Origin of the sequence: Paraburkholderia dipogonis (assembly GCF_046027395.1) — a bacterium.
Lineage (GTDB): Bacteria > Pseudomonadota > Gammaproteobacteria > Burkholderiales > Burkholderiaceae > Paraburkholderia > Paraburkholderia dipogonis_A.
The window spans coordinates 31,960-44,363 of sequence record NZ_JAQQEG010000021.1 but is presented as its reverse complement, the minus strand read 5'-3'; the positions used below and the strand labels follow the sequence as shown (position 1 = coordinate 44,363).

Annotated in this window: 11 protein-coding genes; 2 read left to right on the top strand and 9 right to left on the bottom strand. The window is 62.4% G+C overall.

The window, feature by feature from the left end; genetic code table 11:
- Positions 1 to 22 precede the first annotated feature (22 nt).
- The 6 genes from PQR32_RS21920 to ugpQ all read right to left on the bottom strand — a co-directional run bounded on the left by PQR32_RS21920 (position 23) and on the right by ugpQ (position 6,720).
- Positions 23 to 1,303, bottom strand: coding sequence for a dicarboxylate/amino acid:cation symporter (locus tag PQR32_RS21920; protein WP_408231552.1), 1,281 nt, complete (start codon positions 1,301 to 1,303; stop codon positions 23 to 25).
- A gap of 404 nt (positions 1,304 to 1,707) precedes the next feature.
- The gene (locus tag PQR32_RS21915; RefSeq protein WP_408231549.1) at positions 1,708 to 2,778 is read right to left on the bottom strand and encodes an ABC transporter ATP-binding protein; all 1,071 of its coding nucleotides are present in this window, start codon (positions 2,776 to 2,778) and stop codon (positions 1,708 to 1,710) included.
- A gap of 58 nt (positions 2,779 to 2,836) precedes the next feature.
- On the bottom strand, positions 2,837 to 3,628 hold the full coding sequence (locus tag PQR32_RS21910; protein WP_091796880.1) for an ABC transporter permease: 792 nt from the start codon (positions 3,626 to 3,628) through the stop codon (positions 2,837 to 2,839).
- Entirely contained in the window at positions 3,625 to 4,563 is a 939-nt protein-coding gene (locus PQR32_RS21905) for an ABC transporter permease (RefSeq protein ID WP_408231546.1), read from the bottom strand. Before PQR32_RS21905 ends, PQR32_RS21910 begins: the two co-directional genes overlap by 4 nt.
- Before the next feature lie 149 nt (positions 4,564 to 4,712).
- Entirely contained in the window at positions 4,713 to 5,828 is a 1,116-nt protein-coding gene (locus tag PQR32_RS21900; RefSeq protein ID WP_408231543.1) for an ABC transporter substrate-binding protein, read from the bottom strand.
- 103 nt (positions 5,829 to 5,931) lie between these two features.
- Positions 5,932 to 6,720 (bottom strand): glycerophosphodiester phosphodiesterase, encoded by a 789-nt coding sequence (gene ugpQ, locus PQR32_RS21895; RefSeq protein WP_408231540.1) that lies wholly within the window; start codon positions 6,718 to 6,720, stop codon positions 5,932 to 5,934.
- 567 nt (positions 6,721 to 7,287) lie between these two features.
- Here ugpQ and PQR32_RS21890 point away from each other — a divergent pair.
- Positions 7,288 to 8,058 (top strand): DeoR/GlpR family DNA-binding transcription regulator, encoded by a 771-nt coding sequence (locus PQR32_RS21890; protein ID WP_168792400.1) that lies wholly within the window; start codon positions 7,288 to 7,290, stop codon positions 8,056 to 8,058.
- Positions 8,059 to 8,089: 31 nt separating this feature from the next.
- Here PQR32_RS21890 and PQR32_RS21885 read toward each other — a convergent pair whose 3' ends face one another.
- A complete protein-coding gene (locus tag PQR32_RS21885) occupies positions 8,090 to 9,757 on the bottom strand; it encodes a Na/Pi cotransporter family protein (RefSeq protein ID WP_408231537.1) in 1,668 nt (555 codons plus the stop codon).
- 220 nt (positions 9,758 to 9,977) lie between these two features.
- On the opposite strand from PQR32_RS21885, the gene PQR32_RS21880 reads away from it, so the two are divergent.
- On the top strand, positions 9,978 to 10,661 hold the full coding sequence (locus PQR32_RS21880) for a histidinol-phosphatase (protein WP_408231534.1): 684 nt from the start codon (positions 9,978 to 9,980) through the stop codon (positions 10,659 to 10,661).
- A gap of 39 nt (positions 10,662 to 10,700) precedes the next feature.
- On the opposite strand, the gene PQR32_RS21875 is transcribed toward PQR32_RS21880, so the two are convergent.
- Both PQR32_RS21875 and PQR32_RS21870 read right to left on the bottom strand, forming a co-directional pair.
- A complete protein-coding gene (locus tag PQR32_RS21875; RefSeq protein WP_408231827.1) occupies positions 10,701 to 11,549 on the bottom strand; it encodes an ABC transporter permease subunit in 849 nt (282 codons plus the stop codon).
- A 17-nt stretch (positions 11,550 to 11,566) separates the two neighbouring features.
- Entirely contained in the window at positions 11,567 to 12,364 is a 798-nt protein-coding gene (locus PQR32_RS21870; RefSeq protein ID WP_408231531.1) for a taurine ABC transporter ATP-binding protein, read from the bottom strand.
- Positions 12,365 to 12,404: the final 40 nt, after the last annotated feature.

The following is a 12,404-nucleotide window of genomic DNA, read 5'->3' as shown; positions in this document are numbered from 1 at the left end:
AAGGACGTTGCCGATGCGCGGCTTAAACGCCGGCCGGCTCTTTGACGGCCACGTCGCCACGCAACGCAGCGTTCAGCTTGTTGCGGTCCAGTTCCTTTTCCCATGCCGACACCACCACCGTCGCCACACCGTTGCCGACGATGTTCGTCAGCGCACGGCATTCGCTCATGAAGCGGTCGATCCCGAGAATCAGCACCATGCCCGACAGCGGAATGGTCGGCACCACGGCCAGCGTCGCGGCCAGCGTGATGAAGCCCGCGCCCGTCACACCGCTCGCGCCCTTCGAGGTCAGCATCGTCACCGCCAGCAGCGTGAGCTGTTGCGTCCACGTGAGGTCGGTGTTGGTGGCCTGAGCGATGAACAGCACGGCCATCGTCATGTAGATGTTGGTGCCGTCGAGGTTGAACGAATAACCGGTCGGCACCACGAGGCCCACCACCGAACGCGAGCAGCCGAGCTTTTCGAGCTTCAGCATCAATTGCGGCAGCGCGGCTTCGGACGAGCTCGTGCCGAGCACGATCAGCATCTCTTCCTTGATGTACGCAACGAAGCGCAGGATGTTGAAGCCCACCGCACGCGCGATGATGCCGAGCACCACCACCACGAACACGATCGAAGTCAGATAGAACGTGCCGATCAGTTTCAGCATCGGCAGCAACGAGCCGATACCGTACTTGCCGATCGTGAAGGCCATCGCGCCGAATGCGCCGATCGGCGCCAGCTTCGTGATGATGCGCACGATGCCGAACAGGATATGCGAGAGCCCGTCGATGAAGTTCGTCACGACCTTGCCCTTCTCACCGGCTGTGGCGAGCACCGCGCCGAACAGCAGCGCGATCAGCAGGATCTGCAGGATTTCACCCTGCGCGAATGCCGACGAGAGCGTGTCCGGAATGATGTGCATCAGGAAGTCGACCGTGGTCTGGCCGTGCGCCTTGGCGGCGTACGACGCGACCGCCTTGCCGTCGAGCGTGGCCGGGTCGATGTTGAAGCCGACGCCCGGCTTCAGCACGTGCGTGGCGATCAGGCCAAGCACCAGCGCGAAGCTCGAGACGATCTCGAAGTACAGCAGCGCCTTGCCGCCGACGCGACCAACCTTCTTCATGTCTTCCATGCCGGCGATACCCGTCACCACCGTACAGAAGATGATCGGCCCGATCACCATCTTGATCAGCTTGATGAAGCCGTCGCCGAGCGGCTTCATGTCGACGGCGAAATCCGGGTAGAAATGTCCGAGCGCGATACCTATAAGGATCGCCACGATCACCTGGACGTACAGCACTTTGTGGATAGGTTTCTTCACGATGGTTCCCTGCGATGTGGATGAGCTCAATGGCCTGCCACGCTGCGCATCATGCGAACGAATAGTCGTCACGCCTGTGCACGGCATTAGGCCGCGACAAGACGACGAATTCAGAAATACCGGGAAGGGAAATCGGACATCGTTGTCTCCTTGCTTTAGTTGTCGGACCGTTGCGGCCGCGATCTCTATTTCGCAAGGTCGATGCCAGCTTGATGCCGTGCTCGGCGCCTTGATTTTTATGGGTTTTCTGGCGCTTCACCGCGCACACCGTCCGGGATTCCGGAAATCCAGACAGGGGCTGTCGGGGAATCCGGAATCCATCCGAACGGTAGCCCCGGGATAACCCGTAGGGCTTTCTACGGCGTGCCTTGCCCGGAGCAAGCACGCCGTCCAACCTGCGGCCTCTAAACGCCGCCCTCTTCCAGCACCAGCAAATTCTCGTGCGAGAAACCGAGCGACACCGGCTGCCCGCGTTCGGGCAAACCGCGATTCGGGTCGTTGAACACGTCGAGCGAAATCACGGCGTCTTTCACGCGGGTTCTGATGCGCACCACCGCGCCGAGGAAATTCACTTCTTCGACCGTAGCGTTCAGCGTGTTACGGCCAGGCGCGGCCGGCTCCAGCACGATCGCTTCGGGCCGCAGTGCGAGCAGGCGCTTCTTGCCCGCATCGTTCGACGGCAGTTCCTGCGTCGTGGTCAGCTCCTGACCGTCCACGATCATCTTGCCGGTCGCCGGATCGACCACATGGCCGGCCAGAATATTCAGCGTGCCGACGAACGAAGCGACAAAGCGCGTGCGCGGAAAGTTGTAGATCTCCGAGGGCGAACCGATCTGTTCGACGCGGCCCTCGTTGATCACAACGATGCGGTCGGAAATCGACAGCGCCTCTTCCTGATCGTGCGTGACGAAAATCGACGTGATGCCGAGTTCGCGCTGCAACGCGCGGATGTCCTGACGCAACGAGATACGGATCTTGGCGTCGAGCGCGGAGAGTGGCTCGTCGAGCAGCAACACTTGCGGCTTGCCGGCGAGCGCCCGTGCAAGCGCGACGCGCTGCTGCTGGCCACCCGACAATTGCCACGGATAACGCCCGCCCAGATGCGGCAGCTTGATCAGTTGCAGCATCTCCTCGACGCGTTGGTTGATCTCCGCCTGCGGCCGATGCGTGATCTTCAGCCCGAAGCCGATGTTCTCGGCCACCGTCATGTTCGGAAACAGCGCATACGACTGGAACACCATGCCGACCTTGCGTTGCCGCGTGCGAAGGTGCGTGACGTCCTTGTTGTCGAGCCGGATGATGCCGCGCGTCGGCGTTTCGAAGCCGGCGATCATGCGCAAGACCGTTGTCTTGCCGCAGCCGGATGGTCCGAGGAAAGTAATGAATTCGCCGCGTTCGATCTGCATGTCGAAGTGATGCAGCGCAATGTTCGCCCCGAAGGACTTATGCAGATTTTCGATCTCAAGGAATGCCATGATTCGCTGCCTCAGTCCGTCAAACTCATTGGATCAAACTCATTGGTCAAATCTTTGGTCACACTTTCTGGCCGCTCATTGCGCGGGCCGAGCCGAATACCTGAATCAAACCCATCGACGCCCACGTGATCACGAACGCGATGATCGCGAGCGCCGACGGCTCGTACGCGCGGTTTGCGCCGATCAATTGCAGATACGGACCGAACGCGGGACGGTCGAGCAGACTCGCCAGCGTGAACTCGCCGATCACCACCGCAAAGGTGAGAAACGCGCCGGACAGAATGCCCGAGCGGATGTTCGGGAAGATGACCTTGAAGAGAATCGTCGGCCAGTTCGCGCCGAGACACTCGGCCGCTTCGGTGAGCGAGCGCACGTCTACCGCGCGCAGGCCGGCATCCACGGCGCGGTACATATACGGCAGCGAAAGCGTCACGTAGCCGAACACCAGCAGCAGGTCGGTGGCGCGCTCGTTGCCGGTGAGCGGCAAGATCGAACTGCTGTTATAGATGCGCAGATAGCCGAACACGATCACGATGGCCGGCACCACCAGCGGCAACAGCGTGATGAATTCAACCACCGGCCGCAGCTTCGGCAAACGCAACTGCACCCAGTAAGCGGTCGGCACCACCAGCAGCACGCCGACCACGATCGTCAGCAGCGCCATCAGAATCGAGTAGCCGAACGAGGCCTGAAAGCGCGGATCGCCGAGCACGACGCTGTACGCTTCGAAGCTATAGGTGCCGCGCTTCATGCGCAGGCTGAACTCGAACGTCGCGATCAACGGAATCAGAAAGTACAGCGAACCGACGATCATCGCGGTCCACGCGCCCACACGCGATTGGCTTTTCATCGACGCCCCCTTTCAGCGCGCGAGCGCAGCCAGATGTAGCCGCCATTCGAGAGGCCGGTGACGAGCACCATGCCGAGCGCGAGCGCATAGCCGAGATTCTGGTTGTGCATCACGTCGCCGCGAATCTGCGCGTACAGCAAGATCGTGACGATGTTCAGCGAACTGCCGGTCAGCGCGTAGGCCGTGGCGACCGCGCCGAACGAATTGGCGAACAGCAGCAACGCTGCGCCGAGCACGCTCGGCCACAGCACCGGCAACGCAACGTAGCGCCAGTATTGATAAGCGGAGCCGCCCAGACAATCGCAGGCCTCGCGCCATTCGCGCTTCAGGCCGTCGAGCGCGGGCGTGACGATCAGCACCATCAGGGGAATCTGGAAATACAGATAGGTCAGCGTCAGACCGGAAAAGCTCAGGATGCTGAAACCGGTCGAGTACAGATTGAAGCCGAGGTATTTCTTCAACAACACCGTGACGAGTCCGACGCGCCCCAAAGTGCAGATGAAAGCGAACGCGAGCGGCACGCCGGCAAAGTTCGACGCGACGCCCGAAAACGTCATCAAGGTCGGACGAATCCAGCCGGGCAGTTTGCCTTGCACCGCCGCCCATGCGAGCAGCGAGCCGATCACCGCGCCGCCGATCGAGGAGGCGGCGCTCACCTTGAAGCTGATCCAGTACGCGTCCATCACGGTCGGCTGGAGCAGGTCGCGGAAATTGGTGAGCGTGAAGTGGCCTTGCGAATCCTGGAATGCGCCCACCATCAGGAACCCGGTCGGCAGAATCAGGAACAGCAGCGCGAACGTAAAGAACGGCACCACACCGATCCAGGCGAGTAACTGCGACGCACGGCCCGGACCGTCGACGCGAGGCGTTGGGGTGGGCACAGGCGGAACCAGCAATTCCGGCTGCACTGATCCAGCATCCGATGAAGCGCTCATAGCTCACCCTTGGGCAATCTGGCAAACGCACCGGGCGCGCTACGCTCATCACAAGCGGCGGCGCGCCGGGGCGGTAAAACTTCACGCTACGGTTATTTCGGCGCCGCGGCGGGCGTGTTCCGCTGCCGCGGCGACTGTCGCTACGCCGCTTACTTGACGTTCGCGCCGACCGCTTCGTCCCAGTGCTTCGTGATGGTGTCCTTGTACGCGTCCTGTTGCGAGAGCGTCGGGAACACCACGTTCTTGTAAGCCGACGGCGGCGGCAGCTTGTCGAGCAGCGCTTGCGGCACTTTCTTGCCGGTCACCAGTTCGTTGTAGCGCATCGGATGGCAATAGCCCTTCAGCCAGCCGATCTGGCCTTCGTCGGAGTACAGGTATTCCATCCACAGCTTGGCTGCGTTCGGATGCGGCGCGTAGGCGCTGATCGCCTGAACGTACACACCGGCGACCACGCCTGTTTTCGGCACCACCACTTCCACCTTCGGGTTGCCCTTCAGCGTGTCGCGGTCGGCCAGCGCGTTGTAGTCCCAACGCACGACGATCGGCGTGGTGCCTTGCGCGAGCGATGCGGCCTTGCCGATCACCGGCACGAAGTTGCCGCTCTTGTTCAGGTTGGCGAAATACGTGAGGCCGGCCTGTCCGGCCTTGCTGACATCGCCCTTGCTTTGCGACAGACCGGCGGCGTACACGGCCTGGATCGCCTGGTTGGCCGAGCGCGGGTCGCCGGCCAGCGAGACGGCGTTCTTGTAGTCCGGCTTGAGCAGGTCGCTCCAGTCGGACGGCGCCTTGTCGATCATGTCGGCGTTGACTTCGAACGCGAGCACACCATAGTAATCGCCATACCAATAGCCGTCGGCATCCTTCGACTCTTTCGGAATCGAGTTCCACGTGGCGACCTTGTATGGCTGCAGCAGTCCTTCAGCCTTCGCCGACGGACCGAACGACAGGCCCACGTCGATCACGTCGGGGGCCTGCGGACCCTTGTTGCCCTTGTTCGCCTTGATGGCTTCGATTTCGTCGCCCGAACCCGCGTCCGGATTCAGTTCGTTGATCTTGATGCCGTACTTCTTCTGAAAGCCGGCGACCAGTTCACCGTAGTTGCACCAGTCGTGCGGCAGCGCGATCACGGTGAGTTGGCCTTCCTGCTTGGCTGCGGCGATCAATGCGTCGAGCGGCGCGGCCGAAGCACTGCTGCTGACGCCGGCGGCGGTGACGCCCGCAACGGCCGACATCGAAAGTATGCGAGCTAACGCGGTGCGGTTCATAGTCGTTCCCCATCCTCTGCCGAAATTGCTACGTTTGGAAAATTTCTAGTTCGAGCTTCGGGGCGCGTCCGTGCACTCCTGCACTTGCGCGCCCGCACCATGTTCAGGCCGGGTCGGACGGCGCCGAGAACATGTCGTGTTGCAGTGTATCGATGCGATCTGTACAAATCATGTCGACGCCCCATTGCGCGAGCAGCTGTGCGCGCGCCGTGTCGTTGACCGTGTAGGCGAGCACGCGCAGGCCGGCGCAGTGAATCTCCGCGACCAGCCGCTCCGTGAGATAGCGTTGGTTCGCGTGAAAGGACACGCAGTCCAGTTCACGCACGATGCGCAGCCAGTCGTCAGGCACTTCGTCGAACAGCATGCCGCGTTGCACCGACGGCGCCGCGTCGCGCGCCGCGGCGAGCGCCTCGAACGAAAACGACGACAGCAACGGCGGCGTCTTTTGTCCTTGCCACAAGGTCAGCGCGCCGCTTGCCACCAGTGTGCCGGTGATCTCGTCGCGGCCCGGGCACGGCTTGATTTCGATGTTGGCGGCAATGCCGTCGCGTGCGCAGCGCTCGGCCGCCTCGGCGAGCGTCGGCAAACGCGTGCCGGCGAATTGCGGTCCGTACCATGCGCCGGCGTCGAGCGTTACCAGTTGCTGCCATGTGTGTTCGGCGGCGGCACCATGGCCGTTGGTGGTGCGCTCGAGTGTGTCGTCGTGCAGCAGGAAGAGCTGGTTGTCGGCGGATAGCTTGGCGTCGAATTCGACCATGCGATAGCCATAGCGCACGCAGGCGTCGAAACCGGCCAGCGTGTTTTCCGGCGCCAGCGTGCCGCCGCAGCGATGGGCGGCTAGTCGCGGATAAGGCCAGTCTGCGGATAAGGTGCGATTAATCCCGTTTCCCACGTCTCGTTACCTTTCAGATAGAGCGGGTTGACTATGCTCTCGACACGTTCCCGGCCGTCACCGCCGCCTCGGCCATCATGAGGCATGCGCTGCCTCATGCTGTCTCCACGCGCGAGCCCGTGCGTAGTATCGCGCTAAGGCAAGCGCGGCGATACCCGGGCGTACGCTCCATGCTTTCACCGGGCCGCACGCTGCAATGTCATTGTCAGGATGACGAAGCGTGCCGTCATCCCACAGCGCGAAACATCACCGGCCTATCGGCCCGACGGCAAACCCCAAGATCCATTATGGCGACGACATGGGTCAATCAAATTGCCAAAAACGCCGCGAAATGCTCGGAACCGGACATTTCAATTCCTTTTCGAACATTTGATGTTCGAAATAGAGTCGGCGCTTCGATCTGCGAAGGCTAAGTTGAAATACACAAACTTGCAAGCTGCCAAAAAAATACAACACAATTCGTCTAAAGTAGTAGGCTTGACATCGTCCGGACACACATTCGTGACCACGATGTCACAGTTAAATACAAGCTGAATCAACGCGCGTACGCATCCAGGGAAAAAATGCATGTGGCAGGAAGACCGGCATCAAAGAATTCGCGCGTTGCTGTCCACGCTACAACGTGTGTCCACGGAACGGATCATGGCGGATCTCGGGGTGTCACGCGAAACCGTGCGGCGCGACCTGCTCGATCTCGAAGCGCTCGGTGAACTGCGGCGCGTGCACGGCGGCGCGATCAAGCCCGCCGACGAAGCGCCGATTGCCGAGCGCGCCCACATGCGCGTCAAATCCAAAACGGCGATTGCGAAAGCAGCCACTGGTTTGATCGCGAGCGGCCAGACGCTGTTCATCGACGCCGGCACCACCACCGCCGCGCTAGCCGAAGAGCTGGCGAAACTCGCGAACCTCACCGTCGTCACCAATTCGATCGATGTCGCATTGAAGATGCGCGGCGCGGTCGATCAAACCGAAGCCGCCAACGAAGTCATCCTGCTCGGCGGCTCGATCAGCGACCGCGCCATGGCGACCACCGGCGCCACCACCGTGCTCGACATCCAGCGCTATCGCGCGGACCTCGCGCTGCTGTCGCCGGTCGGCATCGATCACCGGCATGGCGCGACCAACTACGATCACGCCGAAACCGAGGTGGCGCGCGCCATGGTCGCCAATGCGGACCGCGTGGTGATCCTCGCCGACTACAGCAAGATCGGCCAGCGCAGCCGTATTTCGTACTGCCCGGTCGATCGGATCGACGTGCTGGTCACCAACAAAAAGGCGGCCGAGGCCGCCGATTTTGCATCGCTGAAAAAGAAGCTCGAAGAGATCGTGCTTGCTTAGGGCTTGGGTCTTAGGTCAGGAGACGCGAGGTCTATTCCTTCACATGCATCGTGTCGAGCGAACGCTTGCGCAAGCGGGTGTCGTGCAATGCGCCGGCTGCGTCGAGTACCGGATAGGCGGTCGCGCAGAACAGTGAATTGAGCCGCTTCATATCGCTGATCAGATCGAGATGCAGCGCACTGGTTTCGATGCTTCGCAAAGTCTGTCCGGTGAGCCGGTCCAGATGACGGTATGAATACGCGCGCTCCAGATCGCGAAAGCGCTCCTTCTCCGCGAGCAGGCGCTCGGCGCAACGCAAATCGTTGTTCAGAAACACCGACAGGCCAAGCTGCAAATTGCTGACGAGCCGTGTCTGCAAATCGTCCAGTTCACCGAGCCCTTCCTCCGAAAACGACAGGCGATGAGCAATCTTCTTTTCCTCGATGTCGCGCACGATCCGTTCGATGATGTCGCCCGCATGCTCCAGGTTGATGGTCAATGAAATGATGTCGGTCCAGCGGCGGCTGTCGGCTTCGTCGAGCTGCTCGCGCGAGATCAGCGTCAGATAGGTTTTGACGGCGGCGTAGAGCTCGTCCACGTCGTCGTCCATTCGTACCGTTTCGCGCGCCTTGTCCAGATTGTTGTGATGGATCAGGTCCGCTACATTGTCGAGCATGGTGCGCACGATGTCGCCGATCCGCAGCACCTCGCGTGAGGCATGCGCGAGCGCGAGCGTCGGCGTGGACAGCGCGGTGGCATCCAGATGGAGCGGCCGCAGTTCACCGCCCGGCACCGGCCGGTTCGGCAACACGCGCACGCAGATACGCGCCACCGGGTCGATCAGCGACAGGCACGCGCAGCAACGCAGCGTGTTGTAGATCAGATGGAAGCCAACCGTGGCTTCACGCGGATTTGCGATCAGCACCGGCAGACCGCGCGCGAGCAGCGAAGTGAACGGCAGGATCAGCAGCGCGCCGGCCAGCTTGAACGCAAAGCTGCCCAACGCGAGGCGCCGCGCGGCCGCATTTTGCGCGACGGTGCCGAGGAGCGCGAGCAAGCCGCTGCCGAGATTCGCGCCGATCACGAGGCACAGCGCGACCTTCAGCGAAATCACGCCGGACGAAGCGAGCGTCGCGGTCAACAGGACGGCGGCGAGGCTCGAATAGGACAGCATGGCGAACGCGGCGCCGACCAGTGCGTCGAGCATGGTGTCGCCGGTCAATGCACCGAACATCACGCGCACGCCGGCGCCTTGCATCATCGGCTGGGCGGCTTCGACAATCAGACGCAGCGCCAGCAGAATCAAACCGAGACCGATCAACGTGCGGCCGGCCTGACCGAGGCGGGTTTGCTTGCGCGACAGGAATAGCGGCACGCCGAGCAGAATCAGGATCGGCGACAACCAGGACAGATCGAGTGTGAGGATCCGCGCCATCAACGCGGTGCCGACGTCGGCGCCGAGCATGATCGCGAGACCACTGGTGAGTGGCAACAGTCCTTGCGCCGCGAATGACGTGACGATTACCGCGGTGGCATTACTGCTCTGCACGAGACTCGTGACGCCGACACCCGAGAGGAAAGCCCGCCAGCGGCTACTGGTGCTGCGCCCCAGCACGCTGCGCAGATCGGCGCCGAGAACCCGCAGGATGCCGGTGCGCACAATGTGCGAGCCCCACACGAGGAGCGCCACACCCGCCAGAAGGTTTAGGAGAATCAACATAAGGCACTGCGCATCCGTTCCTGCTGCCATGACCCGAACCGCATGCCGCGCGAACCGGCACCCGGGGCGTATATGACAGTAGTGTTGCACATTTTTGCCTTATTGTAATTTTGTGCTTTTAAATATAGGCTCGTGTCAAGCTGTGGATGGCTGTGTGCCGGCTCATGGTCAGTCATGCGGTGAGTTCAATCACTCGACCACTTAATCACGAGGACTCTGAATGAGCCGCAACCTTGCGCTGTTCGACCTGGATCACACGTTGCTGCCGCTGGATAGCGATCAGGCGTGGGCTCACTTCATTGCCGGATTGGGTGTAGAAGGCGCCGCGCGGCACGCGCAGGAAATCGACGATTACTACCAGCAGTATGTGGCCGGCACGCTCGACATGGCGGCTTACCTGAACTACACGCTGGCGCCGCTTGCCCGCCACTCGCGCGAGCAACTCGACACGTGGCATGCGCAGTTCATGCAGCAGGTGATTGCGCCGGCCATCCTGCCGGCAGCGCGTGCGCTCGTGCAACGCCATTTAGATGCGGGCGACCTGTGCTGCATCGTCACCGCCACCAACGTGTTCATCACGGAGCCGATCGGCAAGGCGCTCGGCTTCGAGCATCTGCTGGGAATCGAGCTTGGCACCGAAGGCGGCGATCCGTCGGCGCGCTTTACGGGAATGGCTGCCGGCACACCGACCTTCCGCGAAGGCAAGATCACGCGCACCGAGAGCTGGCTGGCCTCGCTCGGGCATCGTCTGCAGGATTTCCCGCAGAGCTGGTTCTATAGCGATTCAATCAACGACGTCCCCTTGCTGGAGCGCGTTACGAATCCGGTCGCGACCAATCCTGATAAGCGCTTGCGTGCCGTCGCCACGGAACGCGGCTGGCCGGTGATTGAACTGTTTGCCTGAAGCTGAGCTTGCGGCTCAAACTGAGCGGCAAGCGCTGCGTTATACGCGCCCTTTCCACGGCACGAGCCGCCGTTCCAGCGCACGCATGCCCAGATCGAACAGCCACGCGATCAATCCGATCAGCACGATGCCCATCACCACCACGTCGGTACGTAAAAAGCTCGACGCGTTGAGCACCATCTGACCCAGGCCTGCCGTGGCCGCAACCATTTCGGCGGCGACCAGTGTGGTCCAGCCGAAGCCGATCGCGATGCGCAGGCCGGTCAGAATCTCCGGCAACGCCGCCGGTAAAACCACGTGACGCACGATCTGCGAGAAGCGGCCGCCGAGCGAATAGGCCGCATGAATCTGCTCGATGGTCGCGCTGCGCACACCAGCGCGCGCGGCCATGGCAATCGGTGCGAAGCAGGCCAGATAGATCACGACGATCTTCGCCGTTTCGTCGATGCCGAACCAGATCACCACGAGCGGCAGATACGCGAGCGGCGGCAGCGGTCGATAGAACTCGAGCGGCGGATCGAGAAGGCCGCGCGCGACCCGGCTCACTCCCATCAGAATGCCGACCGGCACGGCCGTGATCGCGGCCAGCGCAAACGCGCCGAACACACGCAACGCGCTCCATGCGAGATGCTCGGAGAGCGGCAAGCCGCCTTGGATGCGGCCGTGCCACGCGTCGAGAAATGCGGTCCATACCGCTTCGGGTGTCGGCAGAAATAGCGGCGGCAGCCAATGCAAATGCGTGGCTAGCCACCACATCGCAGCGAGCGTCGCAACTGAGAACGTGCTGAGCGCCGCGGTCGGACCTTCGCCCGGCAAACGCCAGCCGCGCACGGGCCGCGCGGTTTGCCGCGGCCGCTTGCCGGTCTGGGCGAGCGGCACGTTGCGCAATGATTCACGCGAAGCCGTCACGACGCCACCTCTTCCTGATTGCGCTCATGCAGCCGATGCACCAGCCGCTCGCGCCATTCGATGAAATCCGCCGACGACTTCACCGCGCGCGCATCACGTGTCTGTAGAAAACGCCGCGCGAACGGCAAGTCGTAGCTATCGGCGATGCGGCCCGGCCCCGGTGTCATGACGACGAGACGGGTCGCGAGAAAGAGCGCTTCCTCGACGCTATGCGTGATGAAGAACACCGTCTTGCGCGTGCGGCCCCAGACGTCGAGTACGAGTTCCTGCATCGACTCGCGCGTCATGGCGTCGAGCGCGCCCATCGGTTCGTCCATCAGCAGCACTTGCGGATCGCTTGCGAGTGCGCGGGCGATACCCACGCGCTGCTGCATGCCGCCCGACAACGCATAGACCCGCGAGCGCGCATGCTTCTCGAGTCCGACGAGCTTCAGCATCTCGAGCGCAATGCGCTCGCGCTCAGCCTTCGGCACGCGCTGAAAGCGCAAACCGAGCGCGACGTTGTCGAGCACGTCGAGCCACGGCATCAACGCGTACTTCTGGAACACGACGCCGCGGTCCGCGCCCGGCCCGAGCACGGGCTCGCCGTTCAGCCGCACCTCGCCTTCCGTCGGCGGGATGAAGCCGGCAATGCAGTTGAGCAAGGTCGTCTTGCCGCAGCCCGACGCGCCCAGCGCGACCACGAACTCGCCGGGTTCGATCCGCAGATCGACATCGGCCAGCGCGACATGCGGCGCCGCACCGCGCGCGCCTTCGTAGGCGACGTGAAGTTGCCGAATTTCAAGACCGCTCATCGCCGGACCTCATGATGTCGATAAGAGACAGCGCGCGACG

Excerpts from the sequence above, each read along its gene's own strand:
- PQR32_RS21915 (WP_408231549.1), bottom strand. The coding sequence starts at position 2,778 with ATGGCATTCCTTGAGATCGAAAATCTGCATAAGTCCTTCGGGGCGAAC.
- PQR32_RS21910 (WP_091796880.1), bottom strand. The coding sequence starts at position 3,628 with ATGAAAAGCCAATCGCGTGTGGGCGCGTGGACCGCGATGATCGTCGGT.
- PQR32_RS21905 (WP_408231546.1), bottom strand. The coding sequence starts at position 4,563 with ATGAGCGCTTCATCGGATGCTGGATCAGTGCAGCCGGAATTGCTGGTT.
- PQR32_RS21900 (WP_408231543.1), bottom strand. The coding sequence starts at position 5,828 with ATGAACCGCACCGCGTTAGCTCGCATACTTTCGATGTCGGCCGTTGCG.
- PQR32_RS21890 (WP_168792400.1), top strand. The coding sequence starts at position 7,288 with ATGTGGCAGGAAGACCGGCATCAAAGAATTCGCGCGTTGCTGTCCACG.
- PQR32_RS21885 (WP_408231537.1), bottom strand. The coding sequence starts at position 9,757 with ATGTTGATTCTCCTAAACCTTCTGGCGGGTGTGGCGCTCCTCGTGTGG.
- PQR32_RS21880 (WP_408231534.1), top strand. The coding sequence starts at position 9,978 with ATGAGCCGCAACCTTGCGCTGTTCGACCTGGATCACACGTTGCTGCCG.
- PQR32_RS21870 (WP_408231531.1), bottom strand. The coding sequence starts at position 12,364 with ATGAGCGGTCTTGAAATTCGGCAACTTCACGTCGCCTACGAAGGCGCG.